At 39.7% G+C, this 18,748-nt stretch carries 20 protein-coding genes; 1 reads left to right on the forward strand and 19 read right to left on the reverse strand.

What is annotated here, in order from left to right:
- The first annotated feature begins 2 nt into the window (after positions 1–2).
- Positions 3–755, forward strand: coding sequence for an ABC transporter permease (locus DG474_RS05010; protein WP_000581970.1), 753 nt, complete (start codon positions 3–5; stop codon positions 753–755).
- A 38-nt stretch (positions 756–793) separates the two neighbouring features.
- On the opposite strand, the gene DG474_RS05015 is transcribed toward DG474_RS05010, so the two are convergent.
- The 19 genes from DG474_RS05015 to DG474_RS05105 all read right to left on the reverse strand — a co-directional run bounded on the left by DG474_RS05015 (position 794) and on the right by DG474_RS05105 (position 18,727).
- The gene (locus tag DG474_RS05015; protein ID WP_049478252.1) at positions 794–1,672 is read right to left on the reverse strand and encodes a sensor histidine kinase; all 879 of its coding nucleotides are present in this window, start codon (positions 1,670–1,672) and stop codon (positions 794–796) included.
- Positions 1,672–2,370: a response regulator transcription factor gene (locus DG474_RS05020; RefSeq protein WP_001284150.1), complete on the reverse strand. Its 699-nt coding sequence runs from the start codon at positions 2,368–2,370 to the stop codon at positions 1,672–1,674. Before DG474_RS05020 ends, DG474_RS05015 begins: the two co-directional genes overlap by 1 nt.
- A gap of 106 nt (positions 2,371–2,476) precedes the next feature.
- Positions 2,477–3,214 carry a TraX family protein gene (locus DG474_RS05025; RefSeq protein WP_255777563.1) on the reverse strand — a complete coding sequence of 246 codons (738 nt, stop codon included), beginning with the start codon at positions 3,212–3,214 and terminating at the stop codon, positions 2,477–2,479.
- Between the two features lie 144 nt (positions 3,215–3,358).
- Positions 3,359–4,234, reverse strand: coding sequence for an N-carbamoylputrescine amidase (gene aguB / locus DG474_RS05030; protein WP_255777564.1), 876 nt, complete (start codon positions 4,232–4,234; stop codon positions 3,359–3,361).
- A gap of 9 nt (positions 4,235–4,243) precedes the next feature.
- Complete coding sequence (gene aguA, locus DG474_RS05035) at positions 4,244–5,329, reverse strand: agmatine deiminase (protein WP_084921877.1); 1,086 nt, start codon at positions 5,327–5,329, stop codon at positions 4,244–4,246.
- The gene (nspC, locus tag DG474_RS05040; protein WP_255777565.1) at positions 5,326–6,453 is read right to left on the reverse strand and encodes a carboxynorspermidine decarboxylase; all 1,128 of its coding nucleotides are present in this window, start codon (positions 6,451–6,453) and stop codon (positions 5,326–5,328) included. Before nspC ends, aguA begins: the two co-directional genes overlap by 4 nt.
- On the reverse strand, positions 6,453–7,712 hold the full coding sequence (locus DG474_RS05045; protein WP_000088775.1) for a saccharopine dehydrogenase family protein: 1,260 nt from the start codon (positions 7,710–7,712) through the stop codon (positions 6,453–6,455). The genes nspC and DG474_RS05045 overlap by 1 nt, the downstream gene beginning before the upstream one ends.
- On the reverse strand, positions 7,709–8,569 hold the full coding sequence (gene speE / locus DG474_RS05050) for a polyamine aminopropyltransferase (RefSeq protein WP_000366713.1): 861 nt from the start codon (positions 8,567–8,569) through the stop codon (positions 7,709–7,711). Before speE ends, DG474_RS05045 begins: the two co-directional genes overlap by 4 nt.
- Positions 8,570–10,030, reverse strand: coding sequence for an aminotransferase class I/II-fold pyridoxal phosphate-dependent enzyme (locus tag DG474_RS05055; protein WP_255777566.1), 1,461 nt, complete (start codon positions 10,028–10,030; stop codon positions 8,570–8,572). It abuts the gene before it with no gap.
- A 621-nt stretch (positions 10,031–10,651) separates the two neighbouring features.
- Positions 10,652–11,206: a hypothetical protein gene (locus DG474_RS05060; RefSeq protein WP_215804667.1), complete on the reverse strand. Its 555-nt coding sequence runs from the start codon at positions 11,204–11,206 to the stop codon at positions 10,652–10,654.
- Positions 11,207–11,384: 178 nt separating this feature from the next.
- Complete coding sequence (locus DG474_RS05065) at positions 11,385–11,891, reverse strand: YfbM family protein (RefSeq protein WP_247929695.1); 507 nt, start codon at positions 11,889–11,891, stop codon at positions 11,385–11,387.
- Between the two features lie 72 nt (positions 11,892–11,963).
- Positions 11,964–12,146, reverse strand: coding sequence for a hypothetical protein (locus DG474_RS05070; protein ID WP_000450745.1), 183 nt, complete (start codon positions 12,144–12,146; stop codon positions 11,964–11,966).
- A 21-nt stretch (positions 12,147–12,167) separates the two neighbouring features.
- A complete protein-coding gene (locus tag DG474_RS05075; RefSeq protein ID WP_125388999.1) occupies positions 12,168–13,043 on the reverse strand; it encodes a DUF4300 family protein in 876 nt (291 codons plus the stop codon).
- A gap of 156 nt (positions 13,044–13,199) precedes the next feature.
- Positions 13,200–14,942 (reverse strand): glycoside hydrolase family 13 protein, encoded by a 1,743-nt coding sequence (locus tag DG474_RS05080; RefSeq protein ID WP_255777567.1) that lies wholly within the window; start codon positions 14,940–14,942, stop codon positions 13,200–13,202.
- 179 nt (positions 14,943–15,121) lie between these two features.
- Positions 15,122–15,613 (reverse strand): phosphoribosylanthranilate isomerase, encoded by a 492-nt coding sequence (locus tag DG474_RS05085; protein WP_255777568.1) that lies wholly within the window; start codon positions 15,611–15,613, stop codon positions 15,122–15,124.
- A gap of 62 nt (positions 15,614–15,675) precedes the next feature.
- A complete protein-coding gene (locus tag DG474_RS05090) occupies positions 15,676–16,557 on the reverse strand; it encodes a diacylglycerol/lipid kinase family protein (RefSeq protein ID WP_255777569.1) in 882 nt (293 codons plus the stop codon).
- Between the two features lie 180 nt (positions 16,558–16,737).
- Positions 16,738–17,100, reverse strand: a complete 363-nt coding sequence (locus DG474_RS05095; RefSeq protein ID WP_255777570.1) for a hypothetical protein — start codon at positions 17,098–17,100, stop codon at positions 16,738–16,740.
- A 38-nt stretch (positions 17,101–17,138) separates the two neighbouring features.
- Positions 17,139–17,900 carry a hypothetical protein gene (locus DG474_RS05100; RefSeq protein WP_255777571.1) on the reverse strand — a complete coding sequence of 254 codons (762 nt, stop codon included), beginning with the start codon at positions 17,898–17,900 and terminating at the stop codon, positions 17,139–17,141.
- 164 nt (positions 17,901–18,064) lie between these two features.
- A complete protein-coding gene (locus tag DG474_RS05105) occupies positions 18,065–18,727 on the reverse strand; it encodes a DUF443 domain-containing protein (RefSeq protein WP_000865033.1) in 663 nt (220 codons plus the stop codon).
- Between the last annotated feature and the right edge of the window lie 21 nt (positions 18,728–18,748).

An 18,748-nucleotide genomic window follows, 5' to 3' on the forward strand; every position in this document is an offset into this window, starting at 1 on the left:
TCATGATACATACCATTCAAGCAGATTTTTACCGTCTTTTCCGCTCCAAAGGATTCTGGATTACAGAATTCATTCTCTTTGTACTTATGTTACTGGGTGCTACTATTGGCGCTACAGGGCATCTAATGTCAGTTCAGGCAGCACCACCTGAGCTTCCTACCCATGGTTGGAATGGGATAGAAGCTCTAATCAACGCGTCAAATAACGGCTCAAACCTCGTTTTCCTCTGTATTATTCTAGTGTGTTTAGTTCTTGGGGTTGATCTAATCGGCAAGCTTTATAAAAATAGTTTGACAGTTGGTGTTTCTCGTACAGAATTTTTCCTTGCTAAATTCTTTGTACTAGCAAGTATCGCTCTCTTACAACTGATCACCAGTCTTGTGATTGCCTTTATTCCCGCGACTCTACTAAATGGACTTGGTACGATACCTGATGGTTTTGTTACTAATCTCCTCTTGACGATTTCCCTTCAATTTCTATGCCTACTCGCTTGGCTTTCGATTGTATCCTTTATTCTCTACCTAACTCATTCTTATCTTGCCGTATTTATTGGTTATCTGATTAGCTCTATCGTCCTTTCTATTCCAATTCTTGTTTTCCCAGACATTGAAATTCTACGATATTTAATTCTAGATTTTGCCTATGCTATGACTACTAATAGTCAAGCTATTCTCTATACCATCACGGTTTGCGTAACAGTCATACTTTTCTTCTCTTTCAGTGGACTGATTATTTTCAAGAAAAAAAGCTTATAAAAAGGACCTCCTCTAGGATATAGAGGAGGTTTCTTCTGTTAAAGATAGATAAAGACCGAAAACCATTCTCCATCAGTGGCTAGCTTCATTTCCGCTCCAAGAAGATGAACCAATTCCTCAGTAATATAGAGACCTAAACCAGAGGATTCTTCAGTATCCGACATATTTTCAGAATAAAAACGATTACTGAGATTGTCTATATTCTTGATAGATTTTTTGACAAGATTATCAATTTCCAAAACAAGCCTATTGTCTTCCTTTTTCAAAGAAAGTCGAGCCTTCTCCTTGCCGTGCTTGAGAACATTTCCAAGGAGGTTTTGTATAATTCGATCAAGCAAATCCTCATCAGTCGTCGTTTTCAATCCTGGTTCAACATTAAAATCAAGAACAATCTGTGAAGATTGAAAAACGTCGTAATAAGCTAAAGTCTTTTTCGTTATAAAAGTTGATAAATCAAGTTCTTCCAGTTTCGGTTTGACTGCTCCTTCCATCAAATGACGGTATTCGAGGAGGGCCTCCAACCGTTTGGAAACCAAATCCTGATGATGGGCTATTTTATTTAAGGTTTCTGAACTATTATCGGGGTGTTTTATTAGTTGCTGAGTATATCCTGAAGCGATTGTCAAAGGTGTCCGAATATCATGAGCGATGTTACTGATTGCCATATCTAGGGTGCGTTTTTCACGCTTCATGATTAGCTGATTTTGCTCCACTTCTTGAAATAGATTCTCAATTTGGTTATGTAGACGCAAAATGGTCTTTGAAAAGAAATTTACACCGATCCTCTTCATGCTACCAGAGCGAATCTTTTCTTCGATTTGTCTGCTTAAATCTTTAATTGCTATATGATAGCGAATCAAAGAAATCGCCAAAATAATGTTAGTAAGGAGTAATATTGATATCAAAATGTAATTCATTATTTGTCTCCTTTTAATCGAACACCAACTCCCCAAATGGTTTCAATGTACTCATGATTTGGATCCAGTTGATGCAGTTTTTTACGGAGATTGCTTAGATGGGTGTTGAGCGTATTGTCTCCTGGCAGGTAACTTTCTTCCCAAATCAATTCATAGAGTTCTTCTTTGGTGAAGATTTTTTTAGGATGCTGGAGTAACATTTGGAGAATCTGGCACTCTTTCTTTGCAAGGCGAATGGTTTCAGTTGCGTTACTTATTTCAAAACTATCCGCATCGAACTGGATATTTTTAAAGTTTTGTACAAGGTTATCAATTTCTCTTCGATCTTCTGACTGATGTTCACCACTTTGGCGTAATTGCACGGTGACTCTGGCAAAGACTTCGTCCAAATCAAAAGGTTTTACTACATAATCATTGGCACCATCTAAGAGATATTGGCTGATGAGCTTTTTATCACTCAAAGCAGTGAGCATAATGACTGGAGTCTGGCTAGTTTGTCGAATAGCTTGCAAGACTTGGTCGCCATTTTTCCCAGGGAGCATGATATCTAGCAAGACGAGATCGATGCCACCTTTGTCAAATTGCATGATACCTTCTGTCCCAGAAAATGCTTGAATCACCTCATGTTCCTCTGAAAGAAGGGTTCTTAAGATTTCCTGGATTTCATTATTATCTTCAACTACAAGTATGTTCGCCATAAACCTCGTCCTTTCTAAAACTATTATAACATGTTTTGTTGGGAATTCCAGATACAGAAAAACTCCTCTCACATTTTAAGCAAGAAGGAGCTAATGAATATTGAAACTATTTAACCAAATAAGCAATCAAAGTTATGATCCATAAATGTACTGGGTAGAAAATATAAAAGAAATATTTATTCCAACTGGTTTCTTGTCCTCGCTGTCCATTATAAAGTGCCATAAAAGGAAAGACAGTGATAAAGAGCCAGTCAGAATTGTAAAGCATCATTTCCAAGGTTTGGTACCATGTGTCGTAAATTTGGATGGAAGTCACTAACAAGAAGGCCCACAGAAAGGCATATAGGAGATTTCGCAATCCCTTGCGATTTCGACAAGAGTAACTAATCAAGAGAAATGGTAGCATGGTGATGCCACCCTCAGTAAAAAGGCAACCGAAAATCAAGAGCCCAGCAACTCCAATCCGACGCCACAACTTTTCTTTTTGATCCATCTCTTTTCGAGGAAAACCAAGCCAAAGCATGGTTACACCGATGGCCAAAGTAAAGAAAATATTATTATTTACCATTACTCCTTTAGATGCAAATAGGGCGTTGAGTAGGCTATTTCCAGCAAACATGATAAGTGCCCAACTCCAAAGACGGATGAGGTAGTTTTTCAAATTTCGAGTATGGATGAAGCCTTCCATAGCCATATACGCAAACCAAACTCCCACACAACGGGTCAAGGCGTGAAAGATACCTTCCCACAGAGGAGAAACGATCCCGGTAATATGCGGGATATGGTCTAGAACCATCACTGCCACCATCAGGTACTTCAACTGCGTCGCACTCCATTTTTTCATAATAAACCTCTTTCTTTTTGATCTACATAGAGTATAGCATACATTTCCACGTATAATCGTACACCCAGCTTACATTTAAAAAGCCTATCTTACATTTTTGTAAGACAGGCGTGAATATCAAAAATTTATGATGAAATTTACCTTCTAGTCCGTAATTCGTTGGTACATTTCGGGTCTTCTATCACGAAACAGTCCCCAGTTGAGGCGCTCGCTTGCTCCCTTATCAAGGTCATAAGTTGCTAACAGAACAGCTTCTCCTTGTCTTTCAGCTCTCTCTAGAATAGCTCCTGTTTCATCCGTCATAAAGGAGGAACCATAGAAGTCAAGACTAGAACTCTGTCCGCCATTTTCCTCACTAGGAGTGACTTCTTCCAAGCCATAGCGATTGGCTGCAATAACTGGGACAATATTTGCTGCTGCGTGCCCTTGCATGGTACGTTGCCAGTGACCACAACTATCCGTATCTAAGATAGGTTCCGAACCAATAGCTGTTGGGTAAAAGAGTAATTCTGCCCCATTCAACGCAAGACAGCGCGCTGTTTCAGGGAACCATTGATCCCAACAGATGCCGATCCCAATTTTAGCGTAGCGAGTATCCCAGACCTTGAAGCCTGTGTTACCAGGCGTAAAGTAAAACTTTTCTTGATAATAATGGTCATCTGGTATGTGGGTCTTTCGATAAACGCCCAGCACTTCTCCATCTGCATCAATGACGGCGATTGAGTTATACAAGACATTGCCATCTTTCTCGTAGAAACTGATGGGTAAAACGACCTTTAGCTCCTTGGCAATGGTTTTAAAATGCTGAATGGCTGTATTTTCTATCACCGACTGGGCATACTGGTAGTAGTCATACTGGCGTTCCTGACAGAAATAAGGGCGTTCAAATAATTCAGGCAAGAGAATGATTTGTGCGCCTTGGTCTGCAGCTTGACGTACTAAATGCTCTGCTGTTTGGATATTTGTCGCCACATCCTTGGCGCATTGCATCTGGATCGCTGCAACTTTAACATTTCTCATCTTTTTCTCCTATTCTGGGATTTGTTGGGTGATACAGTGAATATTGCCACCACCTAAGAGAATATCTCTGGCTGGAATTCCTACGACCTTACGGTCTGGGAAACACTTGCTGAGGATATCTACGGCCACTTGGTCGTTTTTATCTTGAAATTGGGGAACAAGGACAGCCTTGTTGGCAATATAGAAATTGACATAGGAAGCTGCAAGACGTTCACCTGCATAACGCTCTTCTTCCCCTTCTTCATAGATGTAGCCTGGCAAATCCTCTTCGGTTACAACTTGTCGAACTGCAGGGATAGGCAATTTATGAATGGTGAAGGGACGCCCTTTTGCATCCGTTTCCTTCTCTAAAAGCTCTAAATCAGCTGCTGACATGGCATACTGAGGATCATTTTGATCATCTGTCCAAGCCAAGACAAGCTCTGCAGGACCAACGAAAGCGGCAACATTGTCAACGTGTTCATTGGTTTCGTCCTGATAAATACCATAAGGTAGCCAAATAACTTTTTCAGCACCAAGGCACTCTAATAAGGTGTTTTCAATTTGCTCTTTAGACAGGTGGGGATTGCGTCCAGGACTGAGTAAGCAGCTTTCAGTCACAAGAATGGTTCCTTGACCATCGCTGTGTATGGCTCCGCCTTCCAGTACAAAAGGTTTAGCATTGTAAACAGGTATCTCTAAGAGTTTTGCAAAACGACTGGCTACTTGGTCATCCTCTTCATAATCTTGATAAAGACCATCGACAGCGCCACCCCAGGCATTGAAAGACCAATCGACTGCCAATTTTTCTCTTTTATCATTGACGAGAATGGTCGGACCTGTATCACGCGCCCAGGCATCATTTGTCGGGATATCTAAATAAACAACCTTGTCTCCAAGATAGGATTGGGCTTCAGATAGATGGTCCTGCTCTACCAAAAGATAAACTCTTTCCCCTTCTGCTATGGTCTTGATAATCTGGCTAAATGCTCTTTTGGCAGCCTTTCCTTGGAAGGGCCATGAACCTGGTCGAGTCGGCCATATCATGAGGGTACCATGATGGGGTTCGTACTCTGCTGGCATACGATAGCCTGCTTTTTTCGGAGTTTCTATCATGATAATCTCCCTTTAAAGTCTTGATAGCCGAAGGTTTTGACTAAGCTGCAGTCACCTTGCTCGTCCATGAGATAGAGACTTGGCAAGCCAATACCGTTAAAGGTATTATTTTTGACAAAGGAGTAAATAGCCATGTCTTCAAAGTAAAGTCTGTCTCCAATCTCAACTGGATTTTCAAAGCTATAATCACCAATCACATCACCCGTCAGACAGGTATTAGAAGAAAGTCTATAGGTATGGGCTTTTTCCTGAGCCTCAAAGCCGTTTCTCAAAGGTGGTCGATAAGGCATCTCAAGTACATCAGGCATATGGCAGGTCGCGGAGGCATCTAAAACCAAAATATCCATACCGTTTTCGACAATGTCCAATACTTCAGTTGCTAGATAACCCGCATTGAGAGCAATAGCTTCTCCCGGCTCGATATAGACTTCAAGATTGTAAGTTTCTTGGATACGCTTGATTTCAGAAATTAGCAAATCCACATCATAGTCTTCTCTAGTGATGTGGTGTCCACCACCCATATTGAGCCATTTGACCTCATGTAAATAAGGACCAAACTGCGCTTCGACTGCTTTCAAAGTTGTCTCTAAATCATCTGCCCCCTGCTCGCAAAGGGTATGAAAATGAAGACCATCCACCAAGTCCAGCAAATCACTAGGAATCTTGTCTATAGTGACTCCAAAACGGGATCCAGGTACACAAGGATCATAGAGCGCGTGATCACCTTGGGTAGAACATTGAGGGTTGAGGCGCAAACCGACACTGATACCAGCCTCTCGGCAACGAGGACCATGTTTACGCAACTGTCTCTCTGAGTTAAAGACGATATGGTCCGTTATCTCCAGCAATTCCTCCAAGTCTGCATCCTTGAAAGCAGGTGCAAAGACATGGACTTCTCCTGGGAATTCTTCTCTAGCTAGCTTAGCCTCATAGAGACCACTAGCCGTTGTACCTGACAGATACTGGCTAATCATGGGGTAGGTTTTGTAGAGAGAATAAGCCTTCTGGGCCAGTAAAACCTTGCAGCCCGCTTCTTCCTGAACTTGCTGTAAAATACGGCAATTGGCTTCTAACTTGGCCAAGTCAATGACGTAAGCTGGTGTGGGTACTTGTTCTAGCTTCATTAGTCCACCATTTGTGGGTTTTCTACCACAACCCATGGCAATCCGTACTCATTCAAAGCTTCCATGAATGGATCTGGATCCAACTCTTCAAGGTTGTAAACTCCAGGTTGTTTCCAAGTTCCGTTCATAACCAGTTTTGTCCCAATCATGGCTGGAACTCCTGTCGTGTATGAAATTGCTTGTGAACCAACTTCTGCGTAACATTCCTGATGGTCGCAAACATTGTAGATGTAGATGGTCTTTTCAACACCATCTTTGACACCTGTAAAGATACAACCAATATTTGTCTTACCAACAGTGCGTGGTCCAAGGCTGGCTGGGTCTGGAAGTAAGGCTTTCAAGAATTGGATTGGTACAATTTCTTGACCGTTAAAGTTAATGGTATCCGTACGAAGGAGTCCAACATTTTCCAAGCATTTCATGTGTGTTAGGTAAGATTGCCCAAAGGTCATAAAGAAACGTATCCGTTTGACACCAGGAATGTTTTTCGCCAATGATTCGATTTCTTCATGGTGAAGGAGATACATGTCTTTTTGCCCAACTTGAGGGAAATCATACTCACGCTTGATAGACATAGCTTCGACTTCGACCCATTTTCCATCTTCCCAGTAAGAACCTGGCGCAGAAACCTCGCGTAGATTGATTTCTGGGTTGAAGTTTGTCGCAAATGGATAACCGTGGTCACCTCCATTACAGTCTAAAATGTCGATATAGTGGATTTCGTCAAAATAGTGTTTGAGAGCATAGGCTGAAAAGACACTAGTCACACCTGGGTCAAAACCAGATCCAAGCAGAGCTGTCAAGCCTGCTTCTTTGAATTTTTCCTGATAAGCCCACTGCCATGAATAATCAAAGTAGGCTGTAAAACCAAGTTCCTTGCAGCGTTTTTCGTAGATGGCACGCCACTCAGGATCTTCTGTATCCTCTGCCTCGTAGTTAGCTGTGTCGATATAGTGAACTCCAGTCGCTAAACAAGCGTCCATAATGGTCAAGTCTTGGTATGGTAAAGCTACGTTCAAAACAGCTTCTGGCTTGTAGCTTTCAATCAAAGCAATCACTTCTTCAACCTTGTCAGCGTCAAGGGCAGCTGTCTCAATCTTTGTACTTGTTTTGCCTTCTAATTTAGCCTTCAAGTCATCGCATTTTGACTTGGTACGGCTAGCAATCATAATCTCTGTGAAGGTTTCGCTATCTTGGCAAATCTTCGAAATAGCAACTTGGGCAACGCCCCCACATCCAATAACTAGTAAACGACTCATTTTTTTCCTTCCTCTTCTTCTAAAATGTCCTCAACATACTTGGGCAACATAAAGGCCCCCACATGTAAGTTTGCAGTGTAGTATTCTGTGAAAAGCTGGCGTTTTTTCCAGCCTTCCTTGTCAAAATCTTTGACAGGGTGGTATTTTTTCGATGCAAATCCAAACAACCAATAGCCAGCTGGACTGGTTGGGATGTGCGCCTGATAGACCCGGCTGATTGGAAAGGCTTGATTGACCTTGCGGTGCATGCTTCGGCAAGCTGACTCATCCTCGTCAAAGAAGGGACTCCCATGCTGATAGATCATGATTCCGTCCTCTTTCAAGGCTCTGTAACTGTTTCCGTAAAATTCCTTGGTAAAGAGCCCTTCCGTATGTCCAAATGGATCTGTCGCATCGTTGATGATAATATCGTAGTCATCTTCGCAGTTTCGCAAAAAGCGTAGCCCATTTTGGTAGTAAATGGTAACACGAGGATCATCTAAGCCCGCAGCAAAGTCTGGGAAATACTCACGACAGACCTCAACCAACATCTCATCTGGTTCCACAATATCGATTTGCTCCAGTTCAGGATAGAGGGTTAATACTTGAGCAACACCACCGTCACCACCCCCAATAACCAAGACTTTCTTTGGATTCGGGTGGACAGCCATGGGAACGTGAACAGTCATTTCATTGTAAACAAAATCATCCGCATCTGAAAACAAGACATGCCCATTTAAAATCAGTATTTTTCCAAAAGCTGGCGTATCCAAGACTTCGATATCCTGCCATTCACTTTTACCAGCGTATAGTTGCTTGGCTGTTCTCAGGGACAATTTGACATCTGGAGTATGAACTTCAGAAAACCATAAATCCATCTAGTTCTCCTTTCTCTTAATGACGTTAATGTGATTGACCTCAGGATCTTCCGTCCCTTGGAGGGAACAACCACGTTCCTTGGCAAATTGGATATAGTCTACAATTTCTCGTGTAATTCGTTCACCAGGAGCCAAGATAGGAATCCCTGGAGGGTAGCACATGACAAATTCTCCACAGACTTGTCCAATAGATTCGTCCAGGGTTAAACTTCTTCTATTTGAGTAAAAGGCTTCCTGAGGAGACAGCACCAACTCAGGTTGGATATATTCTCCAGCTATCAAGTCCTTCCCATCTCGTGAGTAAAGTCTCTTGATATCCGCCAAAGCACCAACCAAGCGCTCGATATCTTGGATACGGTCACCAATCGAAATATAGGCCAAGATATTGCCGATATCACCAAACTCGATCTGAATGTCATATTCATCCCGTAAGAGGTCATAAACCTCGATACCGGTTAAACCAATCCCCTGAGTGTAGACTGATAACTTAGTCACGTCAAAATCACAAACCGAGACACCGTCTATTAACTCTTTTGAGTAGGCGTAGTAGCCACCGATGGCATTGATTTCACGACGAGCATACTCAGATAACTCAATAACTTTCTCAAAGGACTCTTTACCACGAAGGGCTAGGTTTCTACGAGAAACATCGAGACTTGCCATCAGCAGGTAAGATGCTGATGTAGACTGGGTCAGGTTGATAATCTGACGAACGTATTCAGGATTCATCTGCTCCCCGATAAGTAAAATGGAGCTTTGGGTCAGACTCCCACCAGACTTATGCATAGAGACCGCCGCCATATCAGCACCTGCATCCATAGCAGAAATTGGAAGTTTATCTGTAAAATGCAAATGCGCACCATGAGCTTCATCCACTAAAACCAGCATGCCAGCTTCATGAGCCATTTCCGTTAAACCCTTGAGGTCTGAACAAATTCCATAGTAGGTAGGATTGTTGATTAGGATAGCTTTAGCATCTGGATGTTCCTTAATAGCCTGGGCCACCCGTTCATTTTCAAGACCTAAAGCGATGCCAATTTTAGGATCCACACTCATCTCGATATAGATGGGTATGGCACCACATAGAACCAGCGCATTGATAGCAGATTTGTGGACATTACGAGGCAGAATAATCTTATCTCCCGCCTTGCAGGTGGAAAGAATCATGGTTTGAACAGATGAAGTTGTTCCCCCAATCATCAGAAAGGCATGCGCTGCACCAAAAGCATCCGCTGCTAGCTCCTCTGCATCTCGAATAATCGAAATAGGATGGCCGAGATTATCCAAGGGTTTCATAGAATTGACATCAATGCCAACACATTTTTCTCCTAACAGTTCGACAAGTTCTGGATTTCCTCGTCCACGCTTGTGACCTGGCACATCAAAGGGAACAATCCTTTTCTTGCGTAGTTTGACCAAGGCCTCGTAAATTGGGGCTTGGTTTTGATCTAACTTCTTCAAGACATACTCCTTTACCGTATTTTTAGCACCTCAAGAAGATAAAGGCGACTAAAGGTTGACTTATGAAAAAAGAGCAGGTTTTCACCTGCTCTGCAATCTTCTGACGTGTTTATTTTGGTTTCTGTTGAGTATGTCTGTTCCCGATGTTTCCTAACTCTCTAGTAGCAAATATTACGTACTTTATTGATCGTTTCACAAGATGACGTGTGCTTTCACCACACTAAAATTTATGAATTAGGACAAACGTCCTAACATCAACTTATAAAAGTAGGCTTTTAACCCTATCAATAATGTGGCTTTTTAACCACGCTTCGGCATTCAACCCTGCCTGTCCGTAGGCATTTTTTACTCGGGTTTATATTTGCTAGAAAACATCATCTCATTTTCTAAGCCTAATAACTATATCATGTTTATAAGAGCTTGTAAAGGATTTTGTGAAACTTTTTTAAAGAATTTTATTTTTTGTTCGTCAAATTCTGTTGAACTATAAAAGGAAATCGCTTTAAAACGTCATAGGAATAAGAAAAAAGAAACTACAACCATTAGCTGCTTCAATAATCTTAAAGTATAACTTGATATTGAAAATCAATTCTTTTCATCAGATTTCATAAATATTTCCAACTAGGAAGTGGGAATCAACTGCTCCAATTCTACTTCTGAAAGCTGTCCTTGATTGTAAAGTTTTCTAAGTAAGTCCTCATCTACGGTAATTGAATAGTAATCCGTCACAAACTCATGAAATTTCTCAAAACTGTCAAAGAAATAGGATAACAACCATTCGCCACCGTCCTGCTCTTTGTAGGTATTTTGATGCTCTTGACCGTCATACCAGATAAAGAAGGTTGTTTCATCTTTTTGCTCTTCTGAGTAAAGGTTTTGATACTTTTCATCTAGTCCTCTATAAAATCCGTCTATGATGTCTTGATTCCACTCGTCAGCAGCAAATTGACTTAAACTATTTTCATGATCAAAACCTTTTATGAGGATCATTTTATCAGTCAAAATCACATCTAGAGAATCACCAGAGCCATTGTCAATAAGGTAGCGGAGTCCATAGTTTTCCTCAGTCTTAATCACGAGTCTGAGCCAATCCTCACTTGGATCTGTCCGATACTCATCAATGACAAGTAAGGCATCTAAACGTGTCTTTGCATTTTCCCATTCAATTTTTCCCATCTCTTTAATCCTCCATCTTAAAGTTTAAAATCTATTATGCTTACAAATTCTATAACCAATTTCTATCTATTCCGTCCGACTATACTGTGGAATATTTCCTTCACCAGACAAATCATCAGGTGTACGATTTTCTACATGTGCATTCATCACGCACCTGACTAACAGTTGGTAAAAGTAGTTAACAAATAGTCACTAGGACATTTCCTTTGAGAGTTAAGATTTTCTTATAAAAGTCCTTCATTTTTACAAAACAGGTTCGAATATCATCCTTGATTTCTTTCTCTTCTTCAAGATAATCCCAAATATCGGGGTATAAATCTGCCTTCTTGCATGCTTCCATGCTAAAGTCTGCCAGAGCCCTATCCATGTCAAAATTCTCTAAAGCTTGAACAATCTCAGCTATCTTTGAGTGTTCAGTATAGGCTATATATTCTGACACATTTTCTAAAGGGGTCACTCCCAAGACAGCTTCTCTCAAGGGGTCGTCATCCATAAATTCTGAACTACTAAAACCTGTCATAACAAAGAGTAAGGCATCCCACATTTTGTCAATATCTATCAACGTATCATTTCCCTCAGGATAATCCTCTACCAAGTCAAGCAAATCCTCTTCCTGACATGAATACCGCTTTATTTGGTTTAATTCATTGTCAGATAGATATTGATAATTAGCAATCATTCCCATAATGTTTCCTCCAATTAGTTAGTCCCCTTTCTTGAAAAAAGCAAGAAATCTACTGTTTTTGGACACTCCTCCTTATTTCTCCTTCTCATCTTCTGTCACTTCCCAGACTTCTGACTGATAACCCTCGCCATCTATATCATAGCGCTGCATATAGCCAATAAATCTTTCCTTTTTATTTGCCTTACGAGGCTTGAGAATGTTTATAGCCCAGAATCCGATAAAAATGAGAACTAAAAGCGCTATTACAGTCTCCAAATTACTTCTCCTTTGCCTATCTTAATAACCTTTAACCCACTTTTCATTATCCATAATGAAAGGCTTAGCGAGTCCGTCACCAGTGTAATCAGCATACTTTGTAGCTAAATACTTGTAACAATCTTCCTTGCTCGCAAACTTAATAGCTTGATAAGGCTCTTCAAAAGTCAGTTTCTCTACAAATAAGAAACCCTCATCAGCTGGCACTAAAACACCAACGTGACCGACAAAAAGATACTCTCCATCCAAATTATCATGCAACACAACAGACAACATTCGAGCTTTATCATTGAATTGAAACTGTGAGAAGAATTTCTCCATCTTCTGCGCGTGAACTTTTACATCCATCGTTGCTTCCGTCGCTACCCTAGAAAATAGAATATCAAACTCTTCCTTATCTTTCGCATCAAATACTTTTCCCTTATCGATAGCATCGTTATCCACAAAAAGTAGCTGATCATTCTTTTCAAGCTTTGGAATTGTGACCGAATTTTTCAAGAGCGCATAGCTATTGATGCGGCAGTTGGTCCCGACAAAGTCACCCTTTTTTTGATTCCAGAGATTGCTGATTTTCTCTACGTCGTATTCTGTCTTCGTAAAGGAGACAAAATCCCCACTTAAGCCAGTAGAACCGACAGTCGCATTATAGTCTGTGACAAGATTGAAAAATGCCTCAACACTATTTGGGTCCAAGTGAGCTGATAAGAGAGATTTGACCTCTTCGGTACTAACCTGATTGTTCAGATTGGTATATGAAGCCGTCCAAGGAACTTTATCCGAACTGGTCTGTGTCTGGTTTGCAGCTTCAGTGCTCGTATTATTTTGGTGACAAGCAGCCAAACCAAGAAATAAGGGCAAACACAGTCCCAAGGCTACTACTTTTCTCGATCGTTTCATGAAATTTCCTTTCTAAAGCACAAGTCTCTATTTTTCTTTAAACACTCTTCACTAATCCCTCATCCGGTAATCCGTGACTTAGCTATATTATACTACATAAGTCAAAAAAAGACTGCACGAATCACCTATTCATAACAGTCTTTTTGAGTACGATTTTTATCGGATTATAAAACCTTTAGGCAATATCACCAGTTGCTGCTCCAATACTTGGCAATGACTTGCTAGAGCTACAGCGTCACTGTCTTCTAAAAGATAGTTTTCAGTTGATTGGTTAAAAATAGCTTGGACCTTTTGTCCATCATAATTCCATTCTAGAGTTAGAACATCCTGCTTGATTTCTTGCAGTCTATAAGTTCCATGTTGGATAATGCCTGAAGCATCCTTACGAAGCTGAATCAATTTCTTCATGAAATGAAGCATGTCATTACTGTCGGAAACACGTTCCCAAGGCATGACACGACGACAATCTGGGTCTGGTCCTCCACCTAACTCCAACTCAGTTCCATAGTAGAAACACGGTGTTCCCCTTTGCAAAAAGAGGCAGGCAAGGGCAGACTTAACAAGCTGGATATTTCCTTTGGCCGTTGCCAAAATGCGCTCCGTATCATGCGAATCCAAAAGATTGAACATCACTTCCGAAATCTGTTGTCTATAGTACATAGACTGGCTATTGATTTCATCGATAAATTGAGGTGTCTTCTTAGTCCCTCGCAAGAAATAATACTTGATACTGTCAGAGAGAGGATAGTTCATGACTGCGTGGAATTCATCTCCATTTAGCCAGGGCTGTGAAGTGTGCCAAACCTCTCCAAGAATATAAAGGTCAGGCTTTTTAGCCAAGACAGCCTTATGGAAATCTCTCCAAAATTGATGGTCTACTTCATTTGCTACATCCAGGCGCCATGCATCGATATCAAACTCTTCAATCCAGTAAGTCGCAACGCTTAACAGATAGTCTCTCACTTGAGGATTGGCCGTATTTAGCTTGGGCATATAGCTGGCAAAGGCAAAGGTATGGTAAGGGAGTTTTCTTGGGTTTCCCAGCTTATCCTTGGTCACGGGGAATTCTTGAACATGGAACCAGTCTTTATATTCCGACTTTTCACCATGCTTGAGAACATCCTGCCATTGTGGAGACTGGTCCCCGATATGATTGAAAACAGCATCCAGCATGATTTTCATGCCCCTCTGATGGGCTCCCTCCACCAGTTTACGGAAGATTTTCTTGTCTCCAAAATGACGGTCAATTTCGAAATAATCCGTCGTATTATACTTGTGATTGCTTGGGGATTCAAAAATCGGACAGAGATAAAGACCTGTAATGCCCAAGTCCTGCAAGTAATCCAGATGGTCAATAATGCCCTGTAAATCACCACCAAAGAAATCGCTCGTCTTTGGCTTGATAGAGGAATCCCAAGCTAGCGCACCTTCAGGTGAAATCTCAGGGTTCCCATTAGCAAAGCGTTCTGGGAAAATCTGGTACCAAACTGTATTTGATACCCAGTCAGGAACATAGCAAGCATCAATCTCGTGGATATAAGGAATTTTAAATCCATTTCCTTCATAATGAAGGTTTTCTAGCGTGTTTGCAACACATCCCTTATCGCCATACAAAATACTCTGACCTAGCTTATCTTTGAGTTCAAAAAGATACTGTAGTCGAGCATAGTCAACTGAAACTTCCGCTTGCCAATAATCAAATAAGGCATCAGAAGTTACTTTGATCATCGCCTTACTTGCTTCATAATGGTCCTCTAAAAAGATAAAAGTATCTCCATAATGCAAATGGATGCTTTCAATATCATCTTTCTTAGTCCGGATACGAATGTGCATTATCTTATCCTTATAAAGATAAGCATACTCCGACTCTGGTCTGTGGTAAATGGCTGTTAATTCCATTGTATCTGTCTCCTAGTTTACTTTGAATCGCTTTACGACGCAAACGTTTTCATAATTGTGATTCTAGTATACTACTTTAAAATTTTATTTTCAAGACTTGTCCGTAGTTTCGAGTGGATTGTTTTTGAGAATATAAAAAAGCAGTAAGACTTAATACCTACTACTTTCTGATTGATGATTTACAAATGCCTTTCCAGCCAAGCTATCTTTTTAAAATCTTTATTGTTATTGTGGTCATTTCGATAGGAATCTTGGGAAGAAGCTTTGTATATACTGAAATACTGTTCTAAACTTGGAACACGAAACGTGATGTCCTCGAGATGAATCAACTCTATAACTGATTCAGATACTCCTGCAAAATCAGGTAAGGAATCAATACTTCCAAACTCAACACTCAGACCATCTTTTTGGAATTCATGCTCATGAATATCTATTAAGGTATAGCCTAAGTGATTCATCACTTTCATTATCTTGTCCCAGTCATAAATCCTGAGATGATCAGGTGCTTCCCAACCTCTAGGGTCACCAGGCACATGAATGTCAATGTCAGACGGCTGCCATTCTTTATTTGAACGGTATTCAAAACCCAAAGACCCCATGAGTGTCGGAGTGATTCCGACTTGATTTAAATGAGAACAAATTATTCGGAATTCATCAAATAGAGAATTCATCCTTCCTCCAATCCTTGATAAAAACTTGATTTCTCAGTGAAAGACAAACTTGTTTCTACCTTCTACTCTTTCGGTTGTGAAAAGACTTCAATGTGCTGGCCCAGTACCTTAATCTCTACAGGTAAATTATCCGACTTATCGCCGTCAACATCTGACTCCAATTCACTATCTGAAGAGATCTTAATATTACGCGCTCTGATATACTCAATATTATCATTTCCGACAACATCCCCTTTTAGTAAGTCAGGAATGACGGATAATTTTGAGAATATAGAAGCATCTTTTAGAATCAAAATATTGGCGTAGCCATCTTTGTTTTCTTCAAAGATTTTCTTGTCAGCGAAGTAATTTGTCAAGAGAACCAAAACATGACTCGCTTCACCATCATAATTTCCATTTTCTGTCTCAACCTTAATGTTAAAGACCTGATCCGTCATCACAGACTTCATGGTATTTACAGCATAGGCTAAAATACCGAATTTTGTCTTATCCTCGATCTCCACATTGTGAATCGCCTCAGGTAGAGAACCGACACTAAAGATATAACCAAAATAATTGTCATTCGCTTTACCGATATCAATCTTATTGGTTAAGTTAAAATCGAGTTCATCAATCGCGCCATCGATGTCTTGATTGATTTCCAACAGTTTCGTAATGAGGTTGCCTGTACCGCCAGGGATAATCCCTAACTTCGGAGTGTAGTCTCTCTCAGCAATACCCGAAATGACTTCATTGACAGTCCCGTCTCCACCGAAAACAACCACTGCATCGTACTGCTCACGAGAAGCTTCTTCAGCAAAGTGTGTTGCATCCAGTGCTTTTTCGGTAATTTTGGTTTCCACGTGCTCAAAATAATCTTTGGCCTTATTCTCCAGCTTGACCTTATAATCCAAAGCCTTTTCCCCACCAGAGGTAGGGTTGATAATTAACATTGCTTTTTTCATTGATAATACTCCTTTAATAGTTACAAAAATTCTAGTAACTAATTATATCACTTGAGTTATGTAAACGCCATCCAAATGCTTGAAAAATCGAATCCACTAACTAGAATAGAGACGTTAATGTATCAAGCACTAACCTCAACTTAAACAAGAAAAAATACTTATTGTTAGCAATTCACTACTTTACTTTTTCGACAATTTTATATAATCCATTAAGTATAAAATAGCTGAAACAAATGCGAACACACTGGAAAATCCAGCTAATATTGGAATAAAACCAATAATCGATGCAATCAAAAGAAACTGATAAGTCTTCTTATTGACTTTTGATTCCTCATCATGAAGAAGGAATGCAACAAAACCAAAAAACAGCAATATTAAACAAGTTGAAAAGTAGATTCCATCCCAAGTAGAAAGTCTAACAAGCTTAGGTATCACCCAGTAAATGATTTCAAATTTCCACATTTTAGAAGAAAGGTAAGTAATCGTTAAAGCTCCAATTAAAGAAATAACTCCGTTTATTAGCAATAATTTATTTGATTTCACACTTAATTCTTTTTATCCTTTTCTGTACTTATCCATCGTTAATTAATAGATTCACTATTTAAAAATTCTTTAGACTTCCGTACGATGTAGAGCTGTTCATCTTCTTGAGAGAGTTTCTTAAACAACTCATTCGCCCTAGTCATATCTCCTTTTAATTTAGAGTTCAAGGCTTGATAGTAAGTGATTTCCAATTGTTGATATTTAAATTCGTTTTCCAAGTCTTCAAAGTAATCATTGGCTTGATGAGTAATTGTTAAATCGTAGAGCGCACTGCTCACGCATTTTGTTTTCTCAGCTAGAGAGAAATCTGAGATGGACATTTTGTTTAGCAAAAGATTAAGCTCGTCCTTGGTCAGGTTAGGATTTGCAAGAACTGTCGAGCGAACGAGGTAACTCTCAAAGAAATCCCTGTATTTCGGCTTCAGTTTTTGATTAGTCATTGCTTCAGAAGCCTCCTTAATGGCAGCATCGAAATCACCAATCATATAGGAATAGCCAACAGATGTTAGCGTTACATCCATTTGTATAATTGCTCTTTTCGCATCTTTGTTTAGCTCAATGTATTGCTTCCAAGATGGTAAATCTAAGTCCATATATAGTAACTTAGTACCACTTCTTAAATACCCTCTTCTGATTATCAAGATGGAAAGGAATAAGAGTGCATTTATGAGTAAAATATAAAGAAATTGAATAGACCTATCTTTCACCATCCAAGCTACAAAAAGAATGAGAAGAACAGCCAAAACAATCACGACTTTTCTATAAAATCCATATTTCTTGCGTATTTCTAAATAATTCATTTTTACTCCTTTTCTAAATTATAAAATGTCATTACGAGAGCAGTTCTGAACCTTAAATGAGTCATTGACTAACAAAATGCTCTCTAATCAGTTCCCTAATTTTTTCTGATAGAATAGCCCAATGTGACCTGCAAAATAGGATCATAAACAGCTTTCATCTTAATTTATAACTTCTCTATTCTATCAAAAATAATCTCTTGCTTTTCGACACTTTCTCGGAGTGGTGACATGCCTAAAATCACTGTAAAAAATCCCAATAATAGAATACTATTAATAACAAGTAAGGCTCCCTCTGTTCCATTAACAGTATATAGATAAAATACAAAACATCCAAGAGTCGGAACAAGGATAAAAGGAAGAAGTTTGTAATGTTTTAATTGACGTTTATTTCCAACTGGTTTAAAGGTTATTTTATAATTTGTAACGTTATTCTCAAGTCTTTTTTGGACGCTATGACGAGCTCTTATGGCAATGAACCAGAAAGCAAGATAAGCTAGGGAAATGAATAGGCCATATAAGCCTATCTTTAAAGGAAGGTTATGACTAATCCCATTGTTTCTAAAAAAATTTGTCACAAGCCGATAGCCAGATCCCCCTATTGCTGTACCAATTGCAATCCCAATTGATTTACTCATAGTTGGAGCTACACTCTCAAAACGCATATCTCTTTTATCTAACTTTTGCATTTTTGCAGTAATTTCATCGGGAAGAGAACCCCAGAAATAGGATTTTGGTCTAACAGTCGTCAAATCTAGAATATACTTTTCTCCCTCTACTTCTACTATTTTGAAAAATACTTTATTCGTTTCTTTAAATTTTACCTTCATAGTCACCTTTAAATCCTTCTC

The sequence above is a fragment of the Streptococcus oralis genome, assembly GCF_024399415.1.
In the GTDB taxonomy this organism is placed as follows: domain Bacteria; phylum Bacillota; class Bacilli; order Lactobacillales; family Streptococcaceae; genus Streptococcus; species Streptococcus oralis_CS.

Excerpts from the sequence above, each read along its gene's own strand:
- DG474_RS05010 (WP_000581970.1), top strand. The coding sequence starts at position 3 with ATGATACATACCATTCAAGCAGATTTTTACCGTCTTTTCCGCTCCAAA.
- DG474_RS05060 (WP_215804667.1), bottom strand. The coding sequence starts at position 11,206 with ATGGGAAAAATTGAATGGGAAAATGCAAAGACACGTTTAGATGCCTTA.
- DG474_RS05105 (WP_000865033.1), bottom strand. The coding sequence starts at position 18,727 with ATGAAGGTAAAATTTAAAGAAACGAATAAAGTATTTTTCAAAATAGTA.
- DG474_RS05065 (WP_247929695.1), bottom strand. The coding sequence starts at position 11,891 with ATGGGAATGATTGCTAATTATCAATATCTATCTGACAATGAATTAAAC.
- DG474_RS05075 (WP_125388999.1), bottom strand. The coding sequence starts at position 13,043 with ATGAAACGATCGAGAAAAGTAGTAGCCTTGGGACTGTGTTTGCCCTTA.
- DG474_RS05085 (WP_255777568.1), bottom strand. The coding sequence starts at position 15,613 with ATGAATTCTCTATTTGATGAATTCCGAATAATTTGTTCTCATTTAAAT.
- DG474_RS05020 (WP_001284150.1), bottom strand. The coding sequence starts at position 2,370 with ATGGCGAACATACTTGTAGTTGAAGATAATAATGAAATCCAGGAAATC.
- aguB (WP_255777564.1), bottom strand. The coding sequence starts at position 4,234 with ATGAGAAATGTTAAAGTTGCAGCGATCCAGATGCAATGCGCCAAGGAT.
- aguA (WP_084921877.1), bottom strand. The coding sequence starts at position 5,329 with ATGATAGAAACTCCGAAAAAAGCAGGCTATCGTATGCCAGCAGAGTAC.
- DG474_RS05080 (WP_255777567.1), bottom strand. The coding sequence starts at position 14,942 with ATGGAATTAACAGCCATTTACCACAGACCAGAGTCGGAGTATGCTTAT.
- DG474_RS05045 (WP_000088775.1), bottom strand. The coding sequence starts at position 7,712 with ATGAGTCGTTTACTAGTTATTGGATGTGGGGGCGTTGCCCAAGTTGCT.
- speE (WP_000366713.1), bottom strand. The coding sequence starts at position 8,569 with ATGGATTTATGGTTTTCTGAAGTTCATACTCCAGATGTCAAATTGTCC.
- nspC (WP_255777565.1), bottom strand. The coding sequence starts at position 6,453 with ATGAAGCTAGAACAAGTACCCACACCAGCTTACGTCATTGACTTGGCC.
- DG474_RS05090 (WP_255777569.1), bottom strand. The coding sequence starts at position 16,557 with ATGAAAAAAGCAATGTTAATTATCAACCCTACCTCTGGTGGGGAAAAG.
- DG474_RS05100 (WP_255777571.1), bottom strand. The coding sequence starts at position 17,900 with ATGAATTATTTAGAAATACGCAAGAAATATGGATTTTATAGAAAAGTC.
- DG474_RS05015 (WP_049478252.1), bottom strand. The coding sequence starts at position 1,672 with ATGAATTACATTTTGATATCAATATTACTCCTTACTAACATTATTTTG.
- DG474_RS05025 (WP_255777563.1), bottom strand. The coding sequence starts at position 3,214 with ATGAAAAAATGGAGTGCGACGCAGTTGAAGTACCTGATGGTGGCAGTG.